The organism is Arthrobacter saudimassiliensis (genome assembly GCF_059090665.1).
The window spans coordinates 1,474,861-1,499,566 of record NZ_JBNHFX010000001.1; the positions used below are offsets into that span (position 1 = coordinate 1,474,861).

Consider the following 24,706-nt stretch of genomic DNA (forward strand, 5'->3'; position numbering starts at 1 on the left):
GGCAATGGACGAGTACGTGATCGTGATCGAGACCGGATACCGCCGTGCCGCCGCCACGCACACCATCACCTTCACCGATCCGATGCCGCAGGCGGAGGCCACCGCGCTGCTGCTGGAACTGATGGAGGGCGGGCACGAGGAGCTGCTTCCCGCGCGGGCCGACACGATGGTGCTGGAGGTTTCGCCCACGGAGTTCCTGCGGGTGCAGGAACTCGTCGGCGGCTCCGTGGTGATGGACCGGGTGACCCTGGCGCGCCGGCATTAGGCCGCCGTCCCGCCGGATCGCCGCGACGCGCAGATCCGCGCGATCGCCGGGATGCACGGCTCGTTCTGCAGGCTCGTGGTGTCGCCGAGCGTGCTGCCCTCGAACAGCTGGGTGAGCAGGCGGCGCATGATCTTCCCGGAGCGGGTCTTCGGCACGTCCGGCACGGGCACGACGGCGGCCGGCTTGGCGATCGGGCCGATCAGTTTGGCGACGTGGGCGCGCAGCACGGCCGTGGCGTGTTCCGGCTCGGCGTCGTCGGACAGCACCACGAACGCGACGACCGCGTGTCCGGTGAGCGGATCCGCGGCGGGGCAGACGCCGGCCTCGATCACCCAGGGGTGGGAGACCAGCGCGGACTCGATCTCGATGGTGGACAGCCGGTGCCCGGACACGTTCAGCACGTCGTCCACCCGGCCGAGGATCCAGGTGTCGCCGTCGTCGTCGTACTTCGCGCCGTCGCCGGCCAGGAACCAGCCCTGCTCGGCGTAGGCGCGCCAGTAGGAGTCCAGGTAGCGCTGCGGGTTGCCCCACACGGTGCGGGCCATGGCCGGGCCGATCCGGTCCACCACGATGAAGCCCTGGGTGTTCGGCGGCACCGTGTCGCCGGCCTCGTCCACGATCCGGGTGGAGACGCCGGGCAGGGCGCGGGTGGCGCAGCCGGGCTTGAACGCCGCGTCCGTGGGGCGCGGGGAGAGGATGGTGGCCCCGGTTTCGGACTGCCACCAGGTGTCCACCATGGGCACCTCGCCGCGGCCCAGGTTCTGCCGCAGCCAGCGCCACGCCTCCGGGTTCACGGCTTCGCCCACGGTGCCGAGCAGCCGGATCGAGGACAGGTCCCAGGTGTCCGGGACGCCGGCCGGGAAAGCGCCCATCAGGGACCGGACCAGGGTGGGCGCGGTGTAGTAGCTGGTGACCTTGTAGCGTTCGATGATCTCGAAGTGCCGGCCGGCATGCGGCACCGCCGGGGTGCCCTCGTAGATCACCTGGGTGACGCCGTTGGACAGCGGCCCGTAGATCTCATACGTGTGCGCGGTGACCCAGGCCAGGTCAGCGGTGCACCAGTGCACGTCCGTCTCCCGCTGCGCAGGGTCCGGGTGCGAGAAGAGGTACTCGTGGCTCCAGGAGGCCTGGGTGAGGTAGCCGCCCATGGTGTGCACCAGGCCCTTGGGCTTTCCGGTGGTGCCGGAGGTGTACATGATGAACAGCGGGGTCTCGGCGTCGAACGCCTCCGTAACGTGGACGTCGGAGGCGGTGTCCACGGTCTCGTGCCACCACAGGTCCCGGCCCGCGGTCCAGTCGATGTCCGAGCCGGTGCGGCGGACCACCAGCACGTGCTCGATGGCGTTGTCGCCGGCGACCGCGGCGTCGGCATTGGCCTTCACCGGAACGGCGGTGCCGCGGCGGAACTGCCCGTCGGTGGTGACCAGCAGCTTCGCGCCGGTGTCCTCCACCCGGAACTTCAGCGCTTCGGCGGAGAAGCCGCCGAAGACCAGCGAATGCACCGCCCCGATCCGGGCGCAGGCCAGGGTGATGACGATGGTTTCCACGATGACCGGCAGGTAGATGACCACCCGGTCGCCGCGGCCGATGCCCAGGGCGAGCAGCGCGTTGGCGGCCCTGGACACGTCCTTCTGCAGATCGGCGTAGGTGACGGTGCGCCGGTCGCCGGGTTCGCCCTCGAAGTGCAGCGCCACCTTGTCCCCGCGGCCGGCGGCGACGTGCCGGTCCACGCAGTTCACCGCCACGTTCAGGGTGCCGCCGGCGAACCATTGGATCCTCGGCACGGTGTACTCGGCGTCGGCGGCCGGCACCTCGGGAGCGGAGAGCCGGCGCGGCCGGTCAAAGGTGTGCGCGGTATGCCAGGGCGTTTCCCACTGCAGCCGGCGGGCGGCGTCCTCCCAGAACGCGATCCGCTCCGCCTCCGAGGCGAAGCCGGCGACGTCCTCCCGGCCGGCCGCCGGTACGCCTTCGGTGTCGGTGAGGTTCAGGCCCATCGCCGCACCGCCCACCGCTCGACGATGCCCAGCAGCGCATCGGTGGCCTTGCCGATCACGGCCAGCAGCACGATGGCCAGCAGCAGCCGGTCGGTCCGGCCGTTGTTCTGCGAATCGGTGAGCAGGAAGCCCAGCCCCATTGAGGAGGCGATCAGCTCCGCGGCCACCAGGAACAGCCATGCCTGGGCCAGGGCCAGCCGCAGGCCGGAGAACACCGAGGGCACGACGGCGGGCAGCTGCACCGTGCGCAGCAGCCGCAGCCCGTTCAGGCCGAAGGCGCGGGCCGCCTCCACCAGCTTCGCGTCCACGTGCCGCAGGGCCAGCGAGACGGTGGTGAAGACCGGGAAGAACGCGCCGATGGCGATCAGGGTGATCTTCGAGTCCTCGCCGATCTTCATCCACAGGATCAGCAGCGGCACCCAGGCCAGCGACGGCACCGCCCGCAGCGCGCCGATCGCCGGGCCGAGCAGCACGTCCGCCAGCCGGGACAGGCCGAGCAGGGCGCCGAGCACCAGGCCCAGGGCCGCGCCGATCGCGAAGCCGATCAGCACCCGCTGGGTGGAGATCGCCACGTGCAGGCCCAGCTCGCCGCGGGAGATCAGGTCGGCGGCGGCCGTGGCGACCGCCGTGGGGGAGGGCAGCTGCACCGGGCTGAACAGCCCGGCGGCGGTGACGGCCTGCCAGGCGGCGAGGATCAGGGCCGGGACCAGCAGGCCCAGGCCCAGCCGGGCCCACCGGTTGCCGAGGACGCCGCGGGCGCCGGCAGCCCGGTCGGGCTTCGGTGCGGCTGCGGGGGCACCCGCGGGGCCGGCTGCGCCGCCGGGCACGACCGCCGCGCCGGTGGCGTAGGGGACGTCGGGCGCCGTCACTGTGCGTCCCTGATGGCGTCGGGATCGGCCTGCTGCACGAAGGAGTCGTCGAGCAGGGTGGCGATGGCCTCGTCGATGGCCGCCTGGTCGGCGACGTCGCCGGTCTCCACGAAGCTCGGGCCGACCTTCTCCAGGACCGTGCGCTGCGCCTCGCCGGGGGCGGGGTCGACGTCGAGGTTGCTGCGCTCGAGGATCACGGTGCGGGCCACCTCCAGGTTCAGGCCGGCGACGTCGGCCAGGATCTGCGCGGTCTCCTCCGGATTCTCGGCGGCCCAGGCGCGGGCCTTTTCGTAGGCGTTCACCACGGCCTGCGCGGTTTCCGGCTGTTCCTCGAGGAAGGACTCGGTGGCGTTCAGGAAGCCGTAGGTGTTGAAGTCCAGGTTGCGGTAGAACAGCTCCGCTCCGGCCTGCTCGGCGCCGGCCATGATCGGATCCAGCCCGGCCCAGGCGTCCACGGAGCCGTTCTCCAGGGCGGTGCGCCCGTCGGCGTGCTGCAGGTTCTGCACGGTCACGTCGGAGGTTTCCAGCCCGGCCTCCTCCAGCGCCTGGACCAGGAAGAAGTACGGGTCGGTGCCCTTGGTCGCGGCCACGGATTTGCCTTGAAGGTCCGCGACCGAGGTGATGTCCGAGTCCGGGGAGACCAGCAGGGCCGCCCATTCCGGCTGGGAGTAGATGCTGATGGTCTTGATCGGGGAGCCGTTGGAGCGGGCCAGCAGGGCGGCGGAGCCGGCGGTGGAGCCGACGTCGATCGCTCCGGCGCGCAGCGCCTCGTTGGCCTTGTTGGAACCGGCCGACTGCACCCAGTTCACCTCGATGCCGTCCTCGGCCAGGGTCTCCTCCAGCCAGCCCTGGTCCTTGATGACCAGGGACAGCGGGTTGTAGGTGGCGAAGTCGATGTTCAGGGTGCCGGCGTCGCCGGTGCCCGCAGCGGCGGGATCGGCGGCGTCCTCACCGGCCACGCAGCCGGTCAGGGCCAGCGAGGCGGCGGCCGCGGCGGCCAGGAGGGTGAAGGGACGGCGGAGGGAACGGCTGTTCATGGGAGTCCTTTGCTGGGAACGTGCTGAGCATGGGTCGGGACACGGCGGTCCCGGAGCCGGCGTCGGGAGGACGGCGGCGGGGAAGGAAAAGGGGAAGCGGAGGCAGCGGGCGGCGTCGACGGCCTAGCGGCGTTCGACGCCGAGGCTTTCGAGCAGCTCGACCCGCATTCGGGCCAGCCCGGCCGAGGCACGGTCCCGCGGGCGCTCGCCGGGCACGTCGATGACGCGGGTGATGGTGGCGCCGGGGGCCTCGCCGTCGCGGCCGAGGACGATGATCCGGTCCGCGAGCTGCAGTGCCTCGTCGACGTCGTGGGTCACGAGGAGCACGGTGGCGGGGGTGGCCCGGTGGATGTCGAGCAAAAGGTCCTGCATCTTCAGCCGGGTCAGCGCGTCCAGGGCGCCGAACGGCTCGTCGAGGAGCAGGACGCCGGGGGTGCGGGCCAGCGCCCGGGCCAGGGAGGCCCGCTGGGCCATGCCGCCGGAGACGGCCGTCGGGCGGTGCTTGGCGAACCGGCCGAGCTCCACCAGCTCCAGCAGTTCGGCGACCTTGGCCTTGCCGGCGCTGGCGCTGATGCCGCGCGGCAGGCCCATGGCGATGTTCGCCTGCAGGGTCTGCCACGGCAGCAGCCGCGGTTCCTGGAACGCGACGGCGCAGCGTTCGTCAATGCCGGAGACCGGAGTGCCGTCGATCAGGACGGAGCCGCGGGTGGGGTGGTCCAGGCCGGCTGCGGCGCGCAGCAGCGTGGACTTGCCGCAGCCGGAGGCGCCGAGGATGGCGAGCACCTCACCGGCACGGACCTCGAAATCGACGTCGCGGAGCACGGTGTGCGCCTGCGGCCCGGAGCCGAAGGTCCGTTCCAGCGCGCTGAAGGTGACAGGAAGGGCGGAGCCGCGCCGGGTCTCGGCGGCGGCAGGGGACTGGGATGCCAGCACAGATGTCATAGATTTCTCCATCGATCCTGGCAGTAGCACCCTACGGAGATCGCCCTGGGCCCGCGGTGCGGGCCTCCTGCGGCGGTCTCCTCGTTATCGCCGCGCCTCAAGGAGGAAGCACGGCGACCAGGGTTGCTGCGGCGTCACGGAGCCAGGTCTCTCAGCCGCTCGGGATGGTCAAGAGACCACTAAACGCCCCCGCCCCGGGATCCGGCAAGTCCGGGCGTAACATTTCCTGCGCCTGCCCGGCCCGCTTTCCGGCGGCCTTTCCAGGCCGGAGGCGCGTACCGGCGTCGGGCATTACGGCCCGTGACCCGGCACGTTTGCCAGCCGGGCCGGCAGGGCCCACGATGGGACGCGTACCCATCCGGAGCGGCCGAGAGACCTGGCTCGTCGACGCCGCAGCAACCCCCTGTTCCGCAGGGACGGTGCTACTGCCAGGACCGATGGAGGAATCTCATGCCTGCTTCCGCGCGCCGCCAGATCCGTTTCAACGCCTTCGACATGAACTGCGTGGGCCACCAGTCCCCGGGCCTGTGGCGGCATCCGCAGGACCAGTCCGCCCGCTACACGGACCTGGACTACTGGACCAGCCTGGCGCAGACCTTGGAGAAGGGCCTGTTCGACGGGCTGTTCATCGCCGACGTGCTGGGCACCTACGACGTGTACGGCGCCTCCAACGAGGCGACCCTGCGGCAGGGCACCCAGGTGCCGGTGAACGATCCGCTGCTGACCGTCTCCGCCATGGCGCATGTGACCGAGCACCTGGGCTTCGGCGTCACCGCCGGCACCGCCTATGAGCACCCGTACCCGTTCGCCCGCCGGCTGGCCACCCTGGACCACCTGACCCGCGGCCGGGTGGGCTGGAACGTCGTCACCGGCTACCTGCCGTCGGCGGCGCGGAACATGGGCCAGGAGGACCAGCTCGAACACGACGAGCGGTACAACCACGCCGACGAATACCTCGAGGTGGTCTACAAGCTGCTCGAAGGCTCCTGGGAGGACGACGCCGTCGTCCGCGACCCCGAATCCGGAGTGTTCACGGACCCGGCGAAGGTGCACGAGATCCGGCACGAGGGCAAGTACTTCAAGGTGCCGGGCATCGCGATCACCGAGCCCTCCCCGCAGCGCACCCCGGTGATCTACCAGGCCGGGGCCTCGCCGCGCGGCGTCGCGTTCGCCGCCGAAAACGCCGAGGCGGTGTTCATCGGCGCGCACAGCAAGGAGAAGCTCAAGGCCACGGTGCAGCGGATCCGCGACGCCGTCGAGGTCGCCGGGCGGGACCGGCATGACGTAAAGATCTACACGCTGCTGACCGTGATCACCGACGCCACCGCCGAGGGTGCCGCCGCCAAGCACGAGGAGTACCAGCGCTACGCCAGCACCGAGGGCGCGCTCGCGCTGCTGTCCGGGTGGATGGGCATCGACCTGTCCGAATTCGACCTGGACGCGCCGATCGGTGACGTGCAGTCCAACGCCATCCAGTCCGCCGTTGCGAACTTCCAGAGCGGCGACGACGGCGGCGCGCCGTGGACGGTGCGCGACATCGCCGCCGCTGCGGGAATCGGCGGGCTGGGCCCGCGCCTGGTGGGCTCCGGCGCCGAGGTGGCCGAGGAGCTGATCCGCTGGGTGGAGGACACCGACGTGGACGGGTTCAACCTGGCCTACGCCATCACTCCGGGCACGTTCGAGGACATTGTCGAATTCGTGGTGCCCGAGCTGCAGAAGCGCGGCGCGTACCGGACGGCGTATGAGCCGGGCACGCTGCGGCACAAGCTGTTCGGCGCCGGAGACAAGCTGCCGCAGACGCACCGCGGCGCCCGGTTCCGGCTGCGTCCCGCCGAGGTCGCCCGCTGATCAGAGCGTCGAGGCCACGAAAACCTGCGCCGGCCCGGTGAAGGCGGCCGTCGCGGGCTCGCCGGCATACAGGATCTTGGCTCCGGGCTCGATCTCCGCCGAGGTCCCGTTCACGGTGATGCCGGCGGGGTCCAATGCGGCCAGCACTCCGCTGAACGGACCCACCCGGACGGGTTTCGGGTCCTTGCCGACGACCACCCTGCGCAGGTCCAGGCCGTCGCTCCAGAGCGGGATGCGCTGCTCGCCGTCGCCGACGTCGAGCACGGGCAGGGGGAAAGGGGCCGGCTGTCCGCGGCCGGTCAGCTGCTGCAGTTCGCAGAGATCCACGTACTCCTTGGTCAGGCCGGCCTTCAGCGCATTCTCCGAGGTGCCCATCACCAGCACGGCCTGGCCGGAAAGATAGGTGTGCAGGCATCCCGGAGGAATCACGGCTGCGTGGCCGGGATCCAGGTGGATCAGCTGCATGCAGACGGCCAGCAGAATGCCGCGGTCCTGAGGGAACAGCTGCTGCAGCCGGCGGACCACGGCCGCTGCCTCCGCGGCAGGTCCGTCAAGGCGAGGTGCACGGGCGACGGCCTCGGCGGTTTCCCGCAGGGCGGCAGCCGTTTCATGTGGCGTCATGCGCAGGATCGAGTGGATGGCCGTCTCGTGGCGGAAGCGGAGGTAGGAACGGAGCCAGGGCAGCTCCAGGTCCGCAGCTATGGCCTGAAGCTCCTCCGGAGTCCGTTCCCCTGCAAGCACGCGCAGGGGCGTGAGGGCCACGGCGACCTCACACTTCGGCTCCCGGTCCTTGTAATTGCGGTTGCCGGCGGCCAAGGGCACGCCTCGGGCCTGTTCCCGCACAAATCCCGCCAGGGCCTGCTCCCAGTGCGGGTGCAGCATGATCGGCAGCGGAACGTCGGCGTCCAGGACCTGGAGGCGGAAGGGAAACGGCGAGCCGGATTCGGTCACCGGAGGCGGCAACGCGGCGGCCTGATCCGAAGCGAATCGGGCCAGCGTTTGCCAATACGTTTCGGGATTCCAGTCGACGAGCACGCTGCGGGGAGACGGAGATACTGAAGGTCGGCGGGAGGGGGCTTCGAAGCCGGTATGTGCAGAATCAGTTCGCACGGGGAGTCACTGCATTCACTGGAAAAAAACTCACTGGAAAAGGGGACCGGAGGTGCCGGCGGCCGGGGACCGACCGTCCGCAACCACTTTTAATATTTTACGCTTCCAGGCCGGAAGACTCCCCGTGAGCCTGCTGCCGGGAGTGCGTTTTCCTGCCCCCGGTTTCCTGCCCCCCCGGGGTGCCGGGGCAGGCCCTTCAGGCCCCGGCCCGTCGCTTCACCGCCGCCTCCACCGCCGCGACCAGCGCGTACAGCAGGATCGAGGCAAGCGTCACCGCCACCACCGCCGCCCACACGTAGTCGTAGCGGGCCCGGGACACCGCCGACACGATGCCGTAGCCGATGCCCTGCCCCGTGGCCAGCCACTCAGCCAGCAGCGCTCCGGTCAGCGCGCCGGGAATGGACACGCGCAGCGCCGTGAAGAACGCCGGCGCCGAAGACGGCAGGGCCACCTTGCGGAAGGCATCCCAGCGGCTGCCGCCGTAGACCTGGATCACCTCCAGCATGGCCGGGGACGCTGAACGGAGCCCGACGACGATGGTCACCAGGGCGGGGAACAGCACCACAATGCCGCCCATCGCCGCCACCGTGAGCTGCCCGCGGCCGAAGATCAGGATGATCATGGGTGCCAGCGCGACCAGCGGCACCGAGCGCAGCAGCATGGCCAGCGGCATCAGCGCCTGCTCCACCCCGCGGAACAGGGTGAAGAGCGTCGCCGCCAGCAGGGCGGCGGCCATGCCGGCCGCAAACCCCATGCCCGCGTCCAGCAGGGTGTGGCCCAGTTCGGCCAGCACCAACGCCCGGTTCGCGCCGGCGTCGGCGTCGAGGACCAGGTAGCCGAACACGTCTGCCGGGCCTTTGCCGATGTAGGCGGAGACATCGAAGATCTCCAGCAGCGCGATCCAGAGCACCCCCACCACGGCCAGGGACGCAGCCAGGCCGAGCAGCAGCCGCCCGGAGGCCTGCAGCGCCGCCGTCACAGCGCACCTGCCCTGGTGCCGGCGGCCCACGGTGCCGCCCAGCGGGAGACCAGGCCCAGCAGCCCGTACGCCGCACCGGCCAGCGCGGTGCAGGCCAGGGCCACGCCCCAGACCCGGGCGGTTTCCAGGGTCTGCTGCGCGTTCACCATGGCCGGGCCCAGCCCGCGGTCGACGCCGCCCACGTATTCACCGAGGATGGCGCCCAGCAGCGCGGCCGGAGCGGCGATCTTCAGCGCCGCCAGCACAGCCGGCAGCGCGGCGATGATCCGCACCTTCACCAGCTGCTGGATGCGCCCGCCGCCGAAGACCGTCACCACATCCAGGCTGGCGCGGTCCGCGGCCTTCAGCCCGGCCAGCGCGCTGACCATGGTGGTGAAGAAGACCGAAAGGGCAGCCAGGGCGACGGCGGTACCGGAGGCCTCGCCGGTGCGCGGCGGCCCCAGCACGATGAAGATCACCGGCCCGACGGCGACCACCGGCAGGCAGTAGCTGACCACGGCCAGCTGGGTGGCCAGGCGCTCCAGCCGCGGCACCAGCAGCACCAGGAACGCCAGGCCAAGGGCGAGCGCATTGCCCCACAGGTAGCCGGCGCCGGCCTCGGCCAGCGTGACCGACGCGTTGCGCTGGTAGAACCCCCACCCGTCGGCTGCCATCTGGCTGAGCACGGCCCACGGCGTCGGAATGGCACCCGGCCCGCCGTCGGGCGGTGCGCCGACGCCGCGCAGGAAAGTGGCTGCTCCGATCCACCAGAGCGCCAGCACTCCGACGGCGCCCGCGGCGCCGACACTCCAGGGCGGAAGCTGCCGGCGTTTCACGGCGCCTCCGCTGCGTCCGTGCCGCCGAACAGCAGCTCGGACGCGTAATCGTGCAGGGCATGGAACTCGGGGGTGCGCATCATCTCCGGCGTCCGCGGCCGCGGCAGGTCCACGCTGATCACTTCCTTGATCCGGCCCGGCCTCGGGCTCATCACCGCCACCGTGTCGGAGAGGAAGATCGCCTCGGAGATGCCGTGGGTGACCATCAGGGTGGTCGCCGGCTTCTCGGTCCAGATGCGCAGCAGTTCCAGGTTCAGGCGCTGCCGGGTCATGTCATCCAGGGCGCCGAAGGGCTCGTCCAGCAGCAGCACCGAGGGTTTGAGGATCAGCGCCCGGGCGATCGAGACGCGCTGCCGCATGCCGCCGGACAGCTGCGCCGGGCGGGCCTTTTCGAAGCCGTCCAGGCCGACCAGACGGATCAGTTCACGGATGTACGCGTCGTCGACGGGCATTCCGGCGACCTCCAGGGGCAGCCGGATGTTCGCGTACACGCTGCGCCAGGGCAGCAGGGCGGAATCCTGGAACGCGATGCCGAGCTCGTGGCCGCGGCGCAGCTCCTCCGGCGTCTTGCCGTCCACGAGGACGTCGCCGGCGGAGGGCGTCTCGAGCCCGGCCAGGATCCGCAGGATGGTGGACTTGCCGCAGCCCGACGGCCCGAGCAGCGACAGGAACGAGCCGCGGTCGGTGCCCAGGTTGGCGTCGTCGAGGGCGGTGACCGTGCGCCGGCCGGTGCCGAACGTCTTGGTCAGGCCGCGCAGGCTGATGCCGGTGCCGGGCGGCCGGAGCGGGGCGGAGCCGCCGGCTGCCCCGGAGACGGGGTCGGACGGCGGCGCCGGCGGGGCGGTGTGGAGGGGTGTGCGGTGGGGCATTACTTCAGCTCCGGGTTTTCCTCGAGGACCTCGGCCAGCAGGCTCATGTCGAAGACCTGCTCGGCGGTGAGGTCAAAGCCGGCCAGCTTGAGGATGTCGATGTTCTGCTGCATGAGCTCCTCGGAGACGGTGAACAGGCCGTTGGCTTCGGTTTCCTCGGTCGCCACCAGCTTGGTGTTCTGCTCCTCGGCCTGCCGGATCTCCTTGGCCATGTCCAGGTTCAGGTCCGCGCCGTATTCCTCCACCGCGAGCCGGGCAGATTCCTCGGCGTCGTCCACGGCGTCCTGCCAGCCGCGCAGGCTGGCGGCCAGGAACGCCTTGAGCTCCTCACGCCGGGTCTCGATCGCCTCGTCGGTGGTCACGAAGCTCTCCGCGATGAACGGCAGCCCGTGATCGGCGAAGGGCAGCAGCGTGGGCGGCTGCCCCGCCAGCTCCAGGGTCAGCGCCTCATTGGTGAGGTAGCCAAAGAAGCCGTCCACCTCGCCGTTGACCAGCGGCTGCGGGTCGTACTGCACCGGCACCTTCTCCACGGAGGCGGCGTCGATGCCGTTGATATCCAGCAGCGCGTCGAAGAGGGTCTCGTTGACACCGGCCTGCACGCCGATCTTCTTCCCCACCAGGTCCTCGGGGGTGGCGATCTGCGCATTGAGGGAGATGATCGCGAACGGGTTCTTCTGATAGGTGGTGCCGATGATCTTCAGCGGCGCGTCCTCCTCCACGATCACCGGTGCGACGCCGACCGGGCTGGAGGTGCCGACCAGGGCTCCGCCGGAGAGCACCATGGCCTCCGTGGAGGTGCCGCTCGGGCCGCCGGCAATGAGGTTGACCTCGGAGAAGCCGGCCTCCTCGTAGTAGCCGTTGGCATCGGCGAAGTACAGGCCGGCGAACTCGGCGTTCTTGATCCAGGACAGGTTCACGTCCACGGTGCCGTAGTCCGCGCCCTCCGTTCCGGCGTCGGCGTCGGAACCGCCGCAGGCGGTGACCACCAGCAGGCTGGAGGCGGCGGCGAGGCCGAGGAGGACGCGGGCGGCTTTGAAACGCGGTGAACGCGGAATCAGGGTCATGGGTACCGGGACTTTCGGTGGAAGGAGCTGGGCAGCCTGAGCCTAGGAACGGCATGTTTCCGCTGCCGCGACGGGGCGTTACGCGGCGGTAAAGCCGGTGTTAACACCGTGTGCAGGCACGGCCCGCAGGTGCTGCCGGCCGCGTCGAAGGCGGCGGGAAGGCGCGGGGCGGGGCACAATGGCTTCGTGAGCACGCCGTTCAGCGACACCCGCCTCGTCCGCCGCATCCAGGCCTCGCGCGACGCCGCCTGGGACCGGTCCGCGTGGCCGGCGTCGGTGCCCGCCGTCGCCCAGGTGCTGGACTCCGGGTTGGAGCTGGGCCCGGGGGTCACCTTCCTCGTGGGGGAGAACGGCACCGGCAAGTCCACCCTGATGGAGGCCGCCGCGGCCGCCTACGGGCTGGGTCCCGAGGGCGGCACGGTGCATTCGGCGCACTCGACGTTCCGCTCGGAATCCGCGCTCGCGGACCTGCTGACCCTGGTGCAGCGGCCGGGCGTGCCGCGCTGGGGGTTCTTCCTGCGCGCCGAGACCATGCACGGCTACTACACCTTCCAGAACGAGCTCGGCGGCCCCGACTTCCACTCCATGAGCCACGGGGAATCCTTCCTGGCCGTCATCGGGTCCTACATGGGCCGCACCGGCTTCTACTGCCTGGACGAACCCGAAGCGGCGCTGTCCTTCAACTCCACGCTGGCGCTGATGGGGGTGCTCGGCGACCTGGCCGACGCCGGCAGCCAGGTGCTGTGCGCCACCCACTCGCCGGTGCTGGCGTCCCTGCCCGGAGCGGTGATCTATGAAACCTCCGACGCCGGGATCCGCCGCACCGAGTGGGAGGACCTGGACCTGGTGTTCAACTGGCGCTCCTACCTCAACGCTCCCGAGCGGTACCTGCGGCACCTGTTTTCCTAATCCCGGACCGGCCGCGGGATACCTAGGGGGGTATACTGGCAGCTACTCCAGCAGCCGTTCGAAGGAAGCCCCATGGAACTGAATCCCGCCGAGATGGGTCCGGTCATCAACCGCCTCAAGCGTGCCCAGGGCCAGCTGGCCGCCGTCACCCGCATGCTCGAGGAGGGCCGCGACTGCAAGGACGTGGTCACCCAGCTTTCCGCCGTCTCCAAGGCCGTGGACCGGGCGGGCTTCGCCATCATCGCCAGCGGCCTGGAGCAGTGCTATGCCGCCGGCGGCGAGGAGATGGACCGCAAGGAGCTCGAGAAGCTCTTCCTGTCCCTGGCCTGAGCCTGCAGCGCCGCCACCAAGGCTGCCCCCTCGTCCGGCGGCAGCTGGCTGTCCCGCCTGTTCGGACGCTGAGCATCGCGTGGCCGGGCGGGTGCGGCTCCGCCCGCCCGGCCCCTCGCTCCGCCTCCATGCCCCGCCCCGCCCTCCCGGCGCCCTCCCGGCGCCCGCCCCGCGCGGGGATGTGACCTTCCTTAGTTATTTTGAATTACTCAGAATAAGTCCGGTAGGCTGAAGACACGCCCGCAGCAGAGACTGCGAACCACCCGTCGATGATCCGCCGCACACCGCGGCGGCCGCGGGGATCCGGCTCGCCCGAGCCGGAGGCGCCAAGCCTTTTGCACGCCACCGTCGGCCCAGACGGTGATGCCGTGCTGCCGTCTTCAAGGAGCACCGTTGACTTTCACCACCACCCGCATCGATACCGCCCCCGCCGTCTTCGAGGAGGCCGTTACCGCGCAGCCGGCGCCCGCCGCCGCCGCGGCCCGCCGTGCCTTCCCGCTGGGCGGCAGCTACACCGCCGGCTTCGACCGGACCCGCCAGCAGGCGGTTGTATCCGGCGGCAACTACACCGGCGGCCGCCGTGCCGCCGCCCCCTCCGGATACGTCAGCGGGGCCCGCCCGGTCAGCGGCGGCTGCCCGGCCGGCAGCTACACCGGAACCTACGACGCCGGCCGCTAAGCCACCGGTTCGTCCTCAGCCGGCCCGGGCCGCATCCCGGGCCGCGATGAGGCCAAACACCAGCCCCTGGCCAATGGTTGCCCCTGCACCGGGGTAACTGCGGCCAAACGCGTTGGCGGCGGTGTTGCCGATCGCCCAGAGGCCCTGGAACGGCATCCCGTCCTGCTGCAGCACACGCCCCCGGGCGTCCGCGCGCAGCCCTCCGCAGGTGCCCAGATCGGACAGAGGCACTGTACCGGGTGCCGGCCCGGCCGGCGCGGAGGTGTCCGCCGCGCCTCAGGCCGGCGCGAACACCAGCGCGGCGGTCTCTTCCAGCACGGAGCGGACGGCGGCAAGCGCCGGCCCGGAGGCCCCGGACTGCCGGACGGAGGTAAAGATCGTCCGGCGTGGATCGCCCGGCAGATCCAGCAGGAGGCAGGGCGCGGTGCCCCCGGCCCACAGCAGGTCCGGCATGAAGCTCACCGCGTTGCCGGAGGCGATCAGGCGGGTCTGCGCCTGCAGGTCGGCCGTCTCAAAGCGCACATCGGGTTCGAACCCGGCCTGCCGACAGATCTGCTCCGCCCAGTGCCGGGATGCCGTGCCGCGCGGTTCCATCACCCAGGCCGCTCCTTCGACGGCCTCACGCAGGTCCTGCAGCGTACCGATCGGCCGCGGCGGCCAGGACGGCGGAACGGCGAGCCGGATGGCGTCGGTAGTCAGCGCCCGCCGGTCCAGCTCCGGATGATGCGCGGCCGCGTGCCCCGGATACTGCTCCGCCACCACCAGGTCGAACTCCCGCTGCCAGGTTTCCCGCAGCGCCGTCTCCGGTTCCCGCTGGATCATCTCCACCCGCACCGAAGGGAAACGCTGGGCCATGGCGGTGAGCGTGCCGGGCATCAGGGCCAGGGCCGCGGACTGGAAGACGGCCACCCGGACCGTGCCGGCGACCTCGGTCAGCGACGACGACAGGTCCGACTCGGCGCGTTCCAGGATGCGCAGCAGCTCCTCGGTATGTGCCACCAGGATCTCGGCCTGCGGCGTGAGCTGGACCAGGCGCCCGGCGCGGCGCAGCAGGGGCACCCCCGCCTCCTTCTCCAACAGGGCTAGCTGCTGGGAAACGGAGGACGGGCTGAGCCGCACGACCTCGGCCACAGCGGCCAGCGTGCCGTGCAGTTTCAGCTCCCGCAGCAGGCGGAGCCGCCGGACATCCAACACGCCTGGCACCCTTCAGGAAAACCAACGAATAAACCTCGGAAAACATCACTTTATCTAAAGCCCCGGAGAGCGCATAGTGGCTGGTAACGGGTACCGCCGTTCCCCATGAACCAGTATCGGAGCGTCGCCATGACCACTCTCCCCACCCCTCCAGGCCCCGGCACCACCGTGACCGCCCCGGACGGGGCACTGCGCACCCCGGCCCCGGCCACGGCGCCGGACGATGCGCTGCCCACCCACCTTGCCGACCAGGCCGCCGCCCTGGTCCGCCGCTGGCTCACCGAGGCCGCCGGCTACCCCGTGGACCGCTCCGCCGCCCAGCTGGCCGGCGTACTCCGGGACCCGGGCGGACTGGACTTCACCGTCGGCTTCGTGGACGGCGTGATCCGCCCCGAGGACAAGGCCGTGGCCGCCCGCAACCTGCGCCGCCTGGCCCCGCAGGTGCCCGCCTTCCTGCCCTGGTACCTGCGCGCCGCCGTCCGCACCGGCGGCGCCGTCGCCCCGGTGCTGCCCGGCGTCGTCATCCCCGCCGCCCGGGCCGCGCTGCGGCGCATGGTCGGGCACCTGATCGTGGACGCCACCGACCGGAGGCTAGGCCGCTCCATTGTGAAGATCCGCCGCGAAGGCATCCGCCTGAACGTGAACCTGCTCGGCGAGGCCGTGCTCGGCACCCGCGAGGCCGGCCGCCGGCTGGAGGGCACACACCGGCTGCTGGCCCGCGACGACGTCGACTACGTCTCCATCAAGGTCTCCTCCACCGTCGCCCCGCACTCACCGTGGGCCTTCGGCGAGGCCGCCGCCGACGTCGTCGAGCACCTGGCCCCGCTCTATGAGCAGGCCGCCGCTGCGGCCGTCCCCAAGTTCATCAACCTGGACATGGAGGAGTACAAGGACCTGGACCTCACCGTGGAGGTCTTCACCCGCATCCTCGACCAGCCGCGGTTCCGGAACCTCGAGGCCGGCATCGTGCTGCAGGCCTACCTGCCGGACGCCCTGGGCGCCATGATCCGGCTGCAGGAATGGGCCGCCGTCCGCCGCGCCTCCGGCGGGGCGCCGATCAAGGTGCGCGTGGTCAAGGGCGCCAACCTGCCGATGGAGCAGGTGGAGGCCTCACTGCACGGCTGGCCGCTGGCCACCTGGGGCAGCAAGGCCGAGACCGACACCAACTACAAGCGGGTGCTGAACTACGCCCTGCGCCCCGAACACACGGCCAATGTGCGGATCGGCGTGGCCGGGCACAACCTGTTCGACATCGCCTGGGCCTGGCTGCTCGCCGGCGAGCGCGGCGCCCGGGACGGCATCGACTTCGAAATGCTGCTCGGCATGGCCACCGGACAGGCCGAGGCGGTGCGCCGCGACGTCGGCGGGCTGCTGCTGTACACCCCGGTGGTGCGCCCGCAGGAGTTCGACGTCGCGATCGCCTACCTGACCCGCCGGCTGGAGGAAGGCGCCAGCTCCGAGAACTTCATGTCCGCGGTGTTTGAGCTCGCCGCCAACGAGGAGCTGTTCGAGCGGGAGAAGCAGCGCTTCCTCACCTCCCTGGCCGCCCTCGACACCGAGGTGCCCGGGCCTGCCCGCCGGCAGGACCGCACCCGTCCGGAGGCCCCGGCGCCCCGGGACCGGTTCGACAACACGCCGGACACCGACCCCGCCGTCGCCGCCAACCGTGCCTGGGGCGGGCAGATCCTGGCCCGCGTGCCCGGCAGCGAGGCAGGGGCGGCCACCATCGCCGCGGCCGCCGTCGACACCGGGGAACAGCTGCAGGCCGGCATCGCGGCGGCCCTGTCCGCCGGGGCCGGCTGGGGCGCCCTGACCGGAGCGCAGCGCGCCGAGGTGCTGCACGCCGCCGGCGACGCGCTGGCCGCCCGCCGTGCCGAGCTGCTGGAGGTCATGGCCGCCGAAACCGGCAAGACCCTCGACCAGGCGGACCCGGAGGTGTCGGAGGCGATCGACTTCGCGCACTACTACGCCGAGCAGGCCCGCGCACTGGACAGCGTGGACGGCGCCGAGTTCGTGCCGGCCCGGCTCACGGTGGTCACCCCGCCGTGGAACTTCCCGGTCGCCATCCCGGCCGGGTCCACGCTCGCCGCGCTGGCTGCGGGGTCCGCCGTCGTGCTCAAGCCAGCCGGGCCCGCCCGCCGGTGCGGCGCCGTGCTCGCCGAGGCGCTGTGGGAGGCGCTCGACGCCGCCGGCGTGTCCCGGGACCTGCTCGCCCTGATGGACGTGGACGAAGGCACCCTGGGCCGGCAGCTGATCGAGCACCCGGCCGTGGACCGGCTGATCCTCACCGGCGCGTACGAAACGGCCGAGCTGTTCCGCTCCTTCCGCCCGGACCTGCCGCTGCTGGCCGAAACCTCGGGCAAGAACGCGCTGATCGTCACGCCCAGCGCGGACTTCGACCTGGCGGCCAAGGACCTGGCCTACTCCGCGTTCGGGCACGCCGGGCAGAAGTGCTCCGCCGCGTCGCTGGTGATCCTGGTCGGCTCCACCGCCCGCTCCCGCCGCTTCCACGACCAGCTGGTGGACGCCGTGTCCTCCCTGACCGTGGACTGGCCGGCCAACCCGGCCGCGCAGATGGGCCCGATCATCGAACCGGCGGAGGGCAAGCTGCTGCGCGGGCTCACCGAGCTGGGCGAAGGCGAGAACTGGGTGCTGCAGCCGCGGCAGCTTGACGACAGCGGCCGGCTGTGGAGCCCCGGCATCCGCGCCGGCGTGCGCCGCGGCTCCGAATTCCACACCACCGAGTACTTCGGCCCGGTGCTGGGCATCATGACCGCCGACACCCTGGAGGAGGCCGTCGCCCTGCAGAACGAGGTGGACTACGGGCTCACCGCCGGCCTGCACTCGCTGGACCCGGCCGAGATCGGCTACTGGCTGGAACATGCTCAGGCCGGCAACCTGTACGTCAACCGGCACATCACCGGCGCGATCGTGCAGCGCCAGCCGTTCGGCGGCTGGAAGAAGTCCGCCGTCGGCCCCGGCACCAAGGCCGGCGGCCCGAACTACCTCATCGGGCTGGGCGACTGGCGGCGCGCTGCAAGTTCCAGGGCTGCCGGTTCCGGGCTCGAGGCCGCACCGGGCGCGACGCCGGATCTGAAGCTGCAGGCCCTCGTTGAGGCGGCCGGCGAGCTGGCCGGCGCGGACGCGGCCGGTTTCCTGGCCCGGTCGCTGGCCAGCGACGCCGCCGCCTGGGAACAGGAATTCGGCCAGGCCCGTGACGTGACCGGCCTCGCCGCCGAGCGCAACGTCTTCCGCTACCTGCCCGTCCCCGTCACGGTGCGGCTGGCCGACGGCGCCCCGGTGGCCGACCTGCTGCGCGTGGTCGCGGCCGGGCTGCGGGCCGGAGCGCCGCTGACCGTTTCCGCCGCCGCGCCGCTGCCGGCGGCCGCGCGGTCCCTGCTGCAGGAGGTGGGCGTCGAGCTGCGGACGGAGGACGACGCCGCGTGGCTGGCCTTCGCGGGCAACCTGGCCGGCGGCCGGGTCCGGCTGATCGGCGGCAACCGGGCGGAGACCATCGCCGCGACCGGCGGGCGTCCCGACGTCGCGGTCTACGCCGGGGAGGTCACCGAGGCCGGGCGCGTGGAGATGCTCCCGTTCCTGCACGAGCAGGCCGTGAGCATCACCGCGCACCGCTTCGGCACGCCCAACCACCTCACCGACCACCTGATCTGAGGTAAGGACGGGACAGCGGAGGGTCCGGCGGCGGTCCGGGCCCTCCGTTGTGCCGGTTTCCCTCCACTTGCCCGGGTTTCCCTCCACTTGCCCGGGTTTCCCTCCACTTGGAGCCGGAGGAAGGGGCACAAACTGGAGGGGGTCGCCGTGAAGCGGAGGGAAACCGGTCGGGGTGCGTCAGGAAGCGGAGGGAAACCGGCCGGGGTGGGCCGGGATCAAGACGGAGGCAGCCACCGCCGGGCGCGAACACCCTGAACACCCCGCGTGGTACGTTGCCGCACACCAATGTGAAGGGAAGCGGCATGCGGCGTCGTGAGGATGAACAGCTGTGGGACCTGGTGCACGCCGAGCGGGCGGCGCTCGCCGAGGACCTCGCCGGGCTCAGCCCGGAGCAGTGGCGGGAACCGTCGTTGTGCCCCGGATGGACCGTGGAGGACGTCGTCGCGCATCTCATCGCCGCCGCCAGCCTGACCCGGTGGCAGTGGCTGCGCAGCATGGCGGGCGCGCGGCTCCGCCCGGACCTGCACAACCAGCGCCGGCTCGAGGAGTTCCGCGGCGCGGACCCGGCCGGCACGCTCGCCCGCTTTCGGGCGGTCATCGGAAGCACGACGGCGCCCTCCGGCCACACGCCCGCATACCTGGGCGAAGTCCTCGTCCATGCCCAGGACATCCGCCGGCCCCTGGGCCTTCCCCGGGCCCCGTCGCTTAATGCCCTGACCCCGGTGGCGTGGTTCTTTGCCGCCCGCAACTTCGCGGTGGACAGCAGGACGGCAGCGGACGGCCTGCAGCTGCAGGCCGACGACGGACCCTTCCGTTCGGGCACCGGCCCGCTGGTGTCGGGGCCCACGCTGGCGCTGGTGATGGCCATGGCAGGCCGCCGCGCCTACCTCGAGGACCTCGACGGGCCGGGACTGCCGGTCCTGCTCGGCCGAATTCACGGAAGCCATTGACCCCCCAACCGGGCGGTTCCTACCCTTCGAGTGCAGCCAACCGCGCCGGCGGCCTTGCCGGGGCAAGGACAGGAGCACTCCATGGACACATCGGCCACCGCTTCCGGACGCGCCCTTTCCGCCGACGGCGTGCCCATCGCCTGGCAGCGCCGGGGCAGCGGCCCGCCGCTGGTGATCGTGGATCCCGTGCTGATGGACCGGACCACGTCGGTGGCCGCGACCCTCGCCGATCTGCTGGCGGAGCACCACACCGTCTACACCTATGACCGGCGCGGCAAGGGTGAAAGCGGCGACGGCGAGGAGTACACGCCCAACTCCGAGGTCGATGATCTGCTCGCCGTGATCCAGGTGGCCGGCGGCTCCGCAGCCCTCTACGGCTTTTCCTCCGGGGCGCTGCTCGCGCTGCGCACCGCGGCGCAGTCCGCCGTCGTCACCCGGGTGGTGGCACTGGAACCGCCGCTGGATTCCGACGCCGGCGGCGGCGAACAGCTGCGCCGGCAGCTGCAGTCGCTGATCGACGCCGGACAGCGGGCGGAGGCGGTGCGCCTGTTCCAGCGCTCCATCGGCGTGCCGGAGCACACCGCGGCGGGCATGGACGTTTCCGCCTTCGAAGACGCCGCCCACACCATCGCCTACGACCTGGTGCTCACGGAAACCACCGAGCTGGAGGGGCTGGCCGGCATCAAGGTGCCGGTGCTGGTCCTGGTCAGTGCCGGCAGTGATGTACGGATGCAGCAGTGGGCGCGGGACGCCGCCGACGCGATCAGCGACGCCGAACTGCGGGTCCTCGACGGGGACTGGCACGGCGTGGCCGACGAACCGCTCGCCGCGGCCATCGAGGAGTTCCTCGACTGAGCTCCGGCCGGGCCCGCTACGCCGGCGCGGTGAAAAAGACTTCGGTCCAGGCGCCGTGATTGACGTCGAGGTCCGGGCGGCGCTCCAGCCCCGCCGCCAGGGCGGTCTTCTGCGAGCCGAGGTTATCTGCCGTGGTGCGGGCCACCACCGGCAGCTCGGGCAGGTGCAGCCGGGCCTGCCGGACCGCCGCCGCGGCGCCCTCGGTGGCGTAGCCGCGGCCCCAGGCGGACGGGTCGTAGCGGTAGTACAGGTTCAGCGCCGGCTGCCCGGCGACGTCGAGCAGCCGCACCCCGGTGAACCCGATGAGCTCCTCGGGCCGCCCGGCCAGGGCCACCGTCCAGTAGCCGAAGCCTTCGGCCCGCCAGTGGCGCAGAAACGCCCGGAACGTCCGTTCCGCGGCGGCTTCGGTGACCGCGCCGGGATTGTGGGCGTTGGTGCGCGGATCGGCGTGCAGCCGGACCGCGGCGGCACGGTCGCCCTCCTCGGGCCGGCGCAGCAGCAGCCGCTCGGTCTCCAGGGGCGTCCAGAAGGTGGGGTCCTGCTTCCAGGTCATGGGGGCAGCCTAGCCGCGGGCACCCCCATTCCGGTTTCGGCTCCGGAGGGCAGCGTTCCCGGGGCTGTCGGCTGCAGGGATCAGTGATCGGGCCGGGGCCCACGGGCCACCCGGAGGGCCGCCGCGACCAGGTCCGCGCTGTCGGCTGCGGGCGTGCCGTCCGGCAGCACCAGGGTGTCCTCCAGCCCGATCCGGACGTCGAGGCCCCGCTGCCGGGCAAACCGCAGCACCGGCCAGGCCGTGGCGCCTTCCCCGTGCAGCAGGACCGGCAGCTCCGTCGGGCCCAGCGCCTCCAGCAGCTGCTTCGCCGAGGCGACGCCGGCGTCGTCGGGCGGGGAACCGGAACGGTTATGACCGCTCCCCGGCTGCTCATCCTGGACCTCCAGCAGCACGCGCAGGCACCGGTCCTGGAGCGCGGAGTGCTGCCAGGTGGCGACGGCGGCCGGCGTCCAGAGCCCGGCTTCGACGCCGATCCCGCGTCCGAGCAGCGCCGCGGCCACCTCCTCGGCGCCGTCCTCGTGCCAGTTCACCGACGCGAAATCCGGCAGCACCGTCCAGCTGCTGATCAGCCGCACCCGGGTGGCAGGGTCCGGTTCGGCCCATGCGCCGGTGGTGACGCCAACGGGCAGCCCCGGTGCCAGGGCTCGGACGGCGGTGACCGCCGCGGCATGCAGCAGCGGGTCGAAGGTGTCCCGGGCCGCAGCGTCCTTGACGTGCAGGTGTACGGCTTCGGCGCCCGCGGCTGCGGCGGCCGCTGCGGCTTCGGCCAGCTGCTCTGCCGTGACCGGCAGGGCAGGATGCTCATCGGGCAGCCGCGGCCCGTTCAGGCAGGCCTTGAGCATGGCTCCTCCTTGGAAATCGCAGCGGGCGGCGAGCGGGAAGACTGGAGCCCCGGCGGGCCCGGTCCGTGCCGGACAGTGTGCACGACAGCGGGCGGAGACGCGAAACGACACGCTCCAGTAGGCTGGGGCGAACCACGGCACCCCCGTGCAGGAACCATCTGCACCCGAGGCAAGGAGACCCCATGGCTCACGTGAATGACCCCGAAACCGTTGGACGACTGCTCACCACCAAGGGCCGCTGGGCCGTCGTCGGGCTGTCCAACAATCCGATGCGCACCGCCGTCGGAGTCTCGCGGTTCGTGCGGGACCGGCTCGGCATGGAGATCGTCCCCGTGAACCTCAAGGGCGAGGACTTCGACGGCGAAAAGGGCTACCGCACGCTGGCCGAGGTTCCGGGGCAGATCGACGTGGTGGACTGCTTCGTCAACTCGTCCAAGGTCGGCGCCGTGGTGGATCAGGCCATCGAGATCGGCGCGAAGGCCGTCTGGCTGCAGCTGGGCGTGATCGACGAGGCCGCCGCACAGCGGGCCGCCGACGCCGGCCTCGACGTCGTGATGGACACCTGCCCGGTGATCGAAGCGCCGCAGTTCGGGCGCTGACCCGCAGCCGCGGCCCGGCACGCACCGCAGTACAGGACCCATCCGTTCCCCGAGCAAGGAGATGAGCATGACCGAGAGCCCTAGCGACAACCTGGCCGGTTCCCCCAACGAGTTCAACGACGCCGTCACCCGCAAAATGACGGCCGACGCCGAAAAGGCGCGCCAGCAGGCCAAGCGGGACGAGGCCAAGGAGACGTCAGAGGACGCGGACGCCGGCGAAGGCACGGAGGACGCCGCCGGCAGCCAACTGGTGGATGAGAAGGCCGACCCGGCGGAGAACGCCGGTGACGCCGCCGTCGCCGAAGGCAACACCGGCGAGGACCGCGAGGAGCAGCCGGCGCTGGAAACCGACGAGAACAGCCCGGCGGAGGAAGCCGAACCCTCTTCGTAGGAACGGCCAGAGTAGATGTGACCCACGTCATGTGGCGGAATGTGTCGCCGCTGCACGGGCGGTCCTTGCGCATGTGCCTCCATTGCGGCAAGGATGGGTCCCGTTAACCATCCCGAGCGGCTGAGAGACCTGGCTCGCTGACGCCGCAGCAACCCCTTCACCGGCCGGTGAAGCACGGTGCTAATGCCAGGACCGATGGAGAAGGCAGCAGACTGCACCGCCTTTCCCGGCCCTGCCCGGCGCTGCCCTGCGCCCCCCGGGCCGGTTCCGGCAGTGCACGCACGCATACCTTCCTTCGGGCATGACGCCTAGGAGGATCACATGATCGAGACCTACCCGCCCCCCGCCGCAGCCGGAGGCAGCACCATCCGGCTGGAGGACGTGGGCACCACCTTCACCGTGGCCGGCGGCAGCTTCACCGCCGTCGACGACGTCAGCCTCACCATTCCCGGCGGCAGCATCCAGGGCATCATCGGCTTCTCCGGAGCCGGAAAATCCACGCTGCTGCGCAACATCAACCTGCTGGAACGCCCGACGTCGGGCCGGGTCTGGGTGGACGGCGAGGAGCTGACCGCGCTGGACGACCGGGCGCTGCGCCGCCGCCGGCACGGCATCGGCATGATCTTCCAGCACTTCAACCTGCTGAACAACCTGACCGCGGCGCAGAACGTGGAGGTGTCGCTGAAGTTCGCCGGCGTCCCGGGACCGGAACGGCGCCGCCGCGCCGCGGAGGCGCTCGACGTCGTCGACCTCGCCGACAAGGCCGGCACCTATCCGGCCAAGCTCTCCGGCGGGCAGAAGCAGCGGGTCGCCATTGCCCGCGCCCTGGCCACCAACCCGAAGGTGCTGCTCTGCGACGAGCCGACCTCCGCCGTCGACCCGCGCACCACCGCCTCCGTGCTGCAGTACCTGACCGACGTGAACCGGGAGTTCGGGATCACCGTGGTGCTGGTGACCCATGAAATGAACGTGGTCAAGGCGATCGCGGACAACGTGGCGGTGATGGAGGCCGGCCGCGTCGTGGAGCAGTTCGACCTCACCGAACTGGCCCGGCCCGGCTTCGCCCCGGCGACGGCGATCGGCCGGTACCTGGTTTCCGACGACGTCGAGCTGGACCGGCCCAAGGTCCGCGCCGCCGCTCCCGCAGCCACCCAGGCGGTGGCCGGTGTTTGAGCGCATCCTCGAAGTCTGGCCGGAACTGCTCGCCGCCCTCGGCGAGACCGGCACCATGCTGCTGGTCTCCATTCCGCTCGCCGTGCTGCTCGGCACCCCGCTGGGGGTGCTGCTGTACGCGATCGGGCCCAACGGGCTGGGGCACAAACCCAAGCTGCACCGGATCCTGGACTCGGCCGTGAACCTGGTCCGCTCGTTCCCGTTCCTGATCCTGCTGATCGCGATCATCCCGTTCACCCGGCTGGTCGTGGGCACCACCATCGGCACCGCTGCGGTGATCGTGCCGCTGACCATCAACGCGATCCCGTACTTCGCCCGCTTCGCCGAACAGAACATCACCCAGCTCGGCGGCGGCGTGGTCGAGGCGGCCCGCTCCATGGGCGCCACCCGCGGCCAGATCGTCCGGGACGTCCTGCTGGTGGAGGCGAAACCGGCGCTGATCGGCTCCATCACGATCATGACGGTCAGCTTCATCTCCTACTCGGCCATGGCCGGGCTGGTGGGCGGCGGCGGGATCGGCGACTTCGCCATCCGCTACGGCTACTACCGCTACGAGACCGGGCTGATGGTCACCGCGATCGTGCTGATGATCGTGCTGGTCCAGGCGGTCCAGCTCACCGGATCCCTGCTGGCCCGCCGCGCCGACAAACGCATCTAGCCCACCCCGGGCCACACCTCCGCTTTCCGGGCCCATCCCGACGGCGGCGCCTGACGCAGCAACCCGACGGCGCCGCCCCGGGGCCGGCCCGCATCCGCCCCGCACATTTC

25 protein-coding genes and 2 riboswitches are annotated in these 24,706 nt (G+C 71.5%); of the genes, 12 read left to right on the forward strand and 13 right to left on the reverse strand.

Translation table 11 applies throughout. The features are described 5' to 3' along the window. Positions 1-4 precede the first annotated feature (4 nt). A complete protein-coding gene (locus AC5RV6_RS06980) occupies positions 5-265 on the forward strand; it encodes a hypothetical protein (protein WP_494006543.1) in 261 nt (86 codons plus the stop codon). Here the strand turns inward: AC5RV6_RS06980 and acs are convergent. The 4 genes from acs to AC5RV6_RS07000 all read right to left on the reverse strand — a co-directional run bounded on the left by acs (position 262) and on the right by AC5RV6_RS07000 (position 5,107). Beyond that, a complete protein-coding gene (gene acs, locus AC5RV6_RS06985; protein ID WP_494006641.1) occupies positions 262-2,259 on the reverse strand; it encodes an acetate--CoA ligase in 1,998 nt (665 codons plus the stop codon). The two genes, AC5RV6_RS06980 and acs, sit on opposite strands and share 4 nt — an antisense overlap. Then, a complete protein-coding gene (locus AC5RV6_RS06990) occupies positions 2,250-3,128 on the reverse strand; it encodes an ABC transporter permease (protein WP_494006544.1) in 879 nt (292 codons plus the stop codon). Before AC5RV6_RS06990 ends, acs begins: the two co-directional genes overlap by 10 nt. Beyond that, a complete protein-coding gene (locus AC5RV6_RS06995; RefSeq protein ID WP_494006545.1) occupies positions 3,125-4,165 on the reverse strand; it encodes an aliphatic sulfonate ABC transporter substrate-binding protein in 1,041 nt (346 codons plus the stop codon). The genes AC5RV6_RS06990 and AC5RV6_RS06995 overlap by 4 nt, the downstream gene beginning before the upstream one ends. A gap of 123 nt (positions 4,166-4,288) precedes the next feature. After that, positions 4,289-5,107 carry an ABC transporter ATP-binding protein gene (locus AC5RV6_RS07000; RefSeq protein ID WP_494006546.1) on the reverse strand — a complete coding sequence of 273 codons (819 nt, stop codon included), beginning with the start codon at positions 5,105-5,107 and terminating at the stop codon, positions 4,289-4,291. A 351-nt stretch (positions 5,108-5,458) separates the two neighbouring features. Beyond that, positions 5,459-5,551: riboswitch (SAM riboswitch) on the forward strand. A gap of 6 nt (positions 5,552-5,557) precedes the next feature. Here AC5RV6_RS07000 and AC5RV6_RS07005 point away from each other — a divergent pair. Beyond that, positions 5,558-6,955: an LLM class flavin-dependent oxidoreductase gene (locus AC5RV6_RS07005; protein ID WP_494006547.1), complete on the forward strand. Its 1,398-nt coding sequence runs from the start codon at positions 5,558-5,560 to the stop codon at positions 6,953-6,955. Here the strand turns inward: AC5RV6_RS07005 and AC5RV6_RS07010 are convergent, their stop codons facing one another. From AC5RV6_RS07010 to AC5RV6_RS07030, 5 genes are all read right to left on the reverse strand, one after another. Next, entirely contained in the window at positions 6,956-7,906 is a 951-nt protein-coding gene (locus tag AC5RV6_RS07010; RefSeq protein WP_494006548.1) for a type I phosphomannose isomerase catalytic subunit, read from the reverse strand. Between the two features lie 355 nt (positions 7,907-8,261). After that, on the reverse strand, positions 8,262-9,044 hold the full coding sequence (locus AC5RV6_RS07015) for an ABC transporter permease (RefSeq protein ID WP_494006549.1): 783 nt from the start codon (positions 9,042-9,044) through the stop codon (positions 8,262-8,264). Next, positions 9,041-9,859 (reverse strand): ABC transporter permease, encoded by an 819-nt coding sequence (locus AC5RV6_RS07020; protein ID WP_494006550.1) that lies wholly within the window; start codon positions 9,857-9,859, stop codon positions 9,041-9,043. Before AC5RV6_RS07020 ends, AC5RV6_RS07015 begins: the two co-directional genes overlap by 4 nt. Continuing rightward, entirely contained in the window at positions 9,856-10,728 is an 873-nt protein-coding gene (locus tag AC5RV6_RS07025; protein ID WP_494006551.1) for an ABC transporter ATP-binding protein, read from the reverse strand. Before AC5RV6_RS07025 ends, AC5RV6_RS07020 begins: the two co-directional genes overlap by 4 nt. After that, positions 10,728-11,792, reverse strand: a complete 1,065-nt coding sequence (locus AC5RV6_RS07030; protein ID WP_494006552.1) for an ABC transporter substrate-binding protein — start codon at positions 11,790-11,792, stop codon at positions 10,728-10,730. The genes AC5RV6_RS07025 and AC5RV6_RS07030 overlap by 1 nt, the downstream gene beginning before the upstream one ends. Positions 11,793-11,978: 186 nt before the next feature. On the opposite strand from AC5RV6_RS07030, the gene AC5RV6_RS07035 reads away from it, so the two are divergent. The 3 genes from AC5RV6_RS07035 to AC5RV6_RS07045 all read left to right on the forward strand — a co-directional run bounded on the left by AC5RV6_RS07035 (position 11,979) and on the right by AC5RV6_RS07045 (position 13,709). Then, a complete protein-coding gene (locus AC5RV6_RS07035; protein WP_494006553.1) occupies positions 11,979-12,701 on the forward strand; it encodes an AAA family ATPase in 723 nt (240 codons plus the stop codon). A 72-nt stretch (positions 12,702-12,773) separates the two neighbouring features. Next, positions 12,774-13,031 carry a metal-sensitive transcriptional regulator gene (locus AC5RV6_RS07040; protein ID WP_494006554.1) on the forward strand — a complete coding sequence of 86 codons (258 nt, stop codon included), beginning with the start codon at positions 12,774-12,776 and terminating at the stop codon, positions 13,029-13,031. A 393-nt stretch (positions 13,032-13,424) separates the two neighbouring features. Next, complete coding sequence (locus AC5RV6_RS07045) at positions 13,425-13,709, forward strand: hypothetical protein (protein ID WP_494006555.1); 285 nt, start codon at positions 13,425-13,427, stop codon at positions 13,707-13,709. 15 nt (positions 13,710-13,724) lie between these two features. On the opposite strand, the gene AC5RV6_RS07050 is transcribed toward AC5RV6_RS07045, so the two are convergent. Both AC5RV6_RS07050 and AC5RV6_RS07055 read right to left on the reverse strand, forming a co-directional pair. Then, positions 13,725-13,940, reverse strand: coding sequence for an FAD-binding protein (locus AC5RV6_RS07050; protein ID WP_494006556.1), 216 nt, complete (start codon positions 13,938-13,940; stop codon positions 13,725-13,727). 45 nt (positions 13,941-13,985) lie between these two features. Further along, positions 13,986-14,903: a LysR family transcriptional regulator gene (locus tag AC5RV6_RS07055; RefSeq protein ID WP_494006557.1), complete on the reverse strand. Its 918-nt coding sequence runs from the start codon at positions 14,901-14,903 to the stop codon at positions 13,986-13,988. A gap of 129 nt (positions 14,904-15,032) precedes the next feature. Between AC5RV6_RS07055 and AC5RV6_RS07060 the strand changes: the two genes are divergently transcribed. The 3 genes from AC5RV6_RS07060 to AC5RV6_RS07070 all read left to right on the forward strand — a co-directional run bounded on the left by AC5RV6_RS07060 (position 15,033) and on the right by AC5RV6_RS07070 (position 20,380). Next, positions 15,033-18,575, forward strand: coding sequence for a bifunctional proline dehydrogenase/L-glutamate gamma-semialdehyde dehydrogenase (locus AC5RV6_RS07060; protein ID WP_494006558.1), 3,543 nt, complete (start codon positions 15,033-15,035; stop codon positions 18,573-18,575). A 302-nt stretch (positions 18,576-18,877) separates the two neighbouring features. Next, entirely contained in the window at positions 18,878-19,525 is a 648-nt protein-coding gene (locus AC5RV6_RS07065) for a maleylpyruvate isomerase family mycothiol-dependent enzyme (RefSeq protein ID WP_494006559.1), read from the forward strand. A gap of 81 nt (positions 19,526-19,606) precedes the next feature. After that, entirely contained in the window at positions 19,607-20,380 is a 774-nt protein-coding gene (locus AC5RV6_RS07070; RefSeq protein ID WP_494006560.1) for an alpha/beta fold hydrolase, read from the forward strand. Between the two features lie 16 nt (positions 20,381-20,396). On the opposite strand, the gene AC5RV6_RS07075 is transcribed toward AC5RV6_RS07070, so the two are convergent. Next, a complete protein-coding gene (locus AC5RV6_RS07075; protein WP_494006561.1) occupies positions 20,397-20,933 on the reverse strand; it encodes a GNAT family N-acetyltransferase in 537 nt (178 codons plus the stop codon). 80 nt (positions 20,934-21,013) lie between these two features. Next, a complete protein-coding gene (locus AC5RV6_RS07080) occupies positions 21,014-21,775 on the reverse strand; it encodes a 3-keto-5-aminohexanoate cleavage protein (protein WP_494006562.1) in 762 nt (253 codons plus the stop codon). Between the two features lie 182 nt (positions 21,776-21,957). Between AC5RV6_RS07080 and AC5RV6_RS07085 the strand changes: the two genes are divergently transcribed. The 4 genes from AC5RV6_RS07085 to AC5RV6_RS07100 all read left to right on the forward strand — a co-directional run bounded on the left by AC5RV6_RS07085 (position 21,958) and on the right by AC5RV6_RS07100 (position 24,596). Continuing rightward, positions 21,958-22,374 carry a CoA-binding protein gene (locus tag AC5RV6_RS07085; RefSeq protein ID WP_494006563.1) on the forward strand — a complete coding sequence of 139 codons (417 nt, stop codon included), beginning with the start codon at positions 21,958-21,960 and terminating at the stop codon, positions 22,372-22,374. Positions 22,375-22,441: 67 nt separating this feature from the next. Beyond that, a complete protein-coding gene (locus AC5RV6_RS07090; RefSeq protein WP_494006564.1) occupies positions 22,442-22,765 on the forward strand; it encodes a hypothetical protein in 324 nt (107 codons plus the stop codon). Positions 22,766-22,869: 104 nt separating this feature from the next. Further along, positions 22,870-22,967, forward strand: a riboswitch (SAM riboswitch). A gap of 119 nt (positions 22,968-23,086) precedes the next feature. After that, positions 23,087-23,938, forward strand: coding sequence for a methionine ABC transporter ATP-binding protein (locus AC5RV6_RS07095; protein ID WP_494006565.1), 852 nt, complete (start codon positions 23,087-23,089; stop codon positions 23,936-23,938). Beyond that, positions 23,931-24,596, forward strand: coding sequence for a methionine ABC transporter permease (locus AC5RV6_RS07100; protein ID WP_494006566.1), 666 nt, complete (start codon positions 23,931-23,933; stop codon positions 24,594-24,596). Before AC5RV6_RS07095 ends, AC5RV6_RS07100 begins: the two co-directional genes overlap by 8 nt. Positions 24,597-24,706: the final 110 nt, after the last annotated feature.

Excerpts from the sequence above, each read along its gene's own strand:
- AC5RV6_RS06980 (WP_494006543.1), top strand. The coding sequence starts at position 5 with ATGGACGAGTACGTGATCGTGATCGAGACCGGATACCGCCGTGCCGCC.
- acs (WP_494006641.1), bottom strand. The coding sequence starts at position 2,259 with ATGGGCCTGAACCTCACCGACACCGAAGGCGTACCGGCGGCCGGCCGG.
- AC5RV6_RS06995 (WP_494006545.1), bottom strand. The coding sequence starts at position 4,165 with ATGAACAGCCGTTCCCTCCGCCGTCCCTTCACCCTCCTGGCCGCCGCG.
- AC5RV6_RS07000 (WP_494006546.1), bottom strand. The coding sequence starts at position 5,107 with ATGACATCTGTGCTGGCATCCCAGTCCCCTGCCGCCGCCGAGACCCGG.
- AC5RV6_RS07005 (WP_494006547.1), top strand. The coding sequence starts at position 5,558 with ATGCCTGCTTCCGCGCGCCGCCAGATCCGTTTCAACGCCTTCGACATG.
- AC5RV6_RS07025 (WP_494006551.1), bottom strand. The coding sequence starts at position 10,728 with ATGCCCCACCGCACACCCCTCCACACCGCCCCGCCGGCGCCGCCGTCC.
- AC5RV6_RS07030 (WP_494006552.1), bottom strand. The coding sequence starts at position 11,792 with ATGACCCTGATTCCGCGTTCACCGCGTTTCAAAGCCGCCCGCGTCCTC.
- AC5RV6_RS07040 (WP_494006554.1), top strand. The coding sequence starts at position 12,774 with ATGGAACTGAATCCCGCCGAGATGGGTCCGGTCATCAACCGCCTCAAG.
- AC5RV6_RS07060 (WP_494006558.1), top strand. The coding sequence starts at position 15,033 with ATGACCACTCTCCCCACCCCTCCAGGCCCCGGCACCACCGTGACCGCC.
- AC5RV6_RS07065 (WP_494006559.1), top strand. The coding sequence starts at position 18,878 with ATGCGGCGTCGTGAGGATGAACAGCTGTGGGACCTGGTGCACGCCGAG.
- AC5RV6_RS07070 (WP_494006560.1), top strand. The coding sequence starts at position 19,607 with ATGGACACATCGGCCACCGCTTCCGGACGCGCCCTTTCCGCCGACGGC.
- AC5RV6_RS07075 (WP_494006561.1), bottom strand. The coding sequence starts at position 20,933 with ATGACCTGGAAGCAGGACCCCACCTTCTGGACGCCCCTGGAGACCGAG.
- AC5RV6_RS07080 (WP_494006562.1), bottom strand. The coding sequence starts at position 21,775 with ATGCTCAAGGCCTGCCTGAACGGGCCGCGGCTGCCCGATGAGCATCCT.
- AC5RV6_RS07085 (WP_494006563.1), top strand. The coding sequence starts at position 21,958 with ATGGCTCACGTGAATGACCCCGAAACCGTTGGACGACTGCTCACCACC.
- AC5RV6_RS07090 (WP_494006564.1), top strand. The coding sequence starts at position 22,442 with ATGACCGAGAGCCCTAGCGACAACCTGGCCGGTTCCCCCAACGAGTTC.
- AC5RV6_RS07095 (WP_494006565.1), top strand. The coding sequence starts at position 23,087 with ATGATCGAGACCTACCCGCCCCCCGCCGCAGCCGGAGGCAGCACCATC.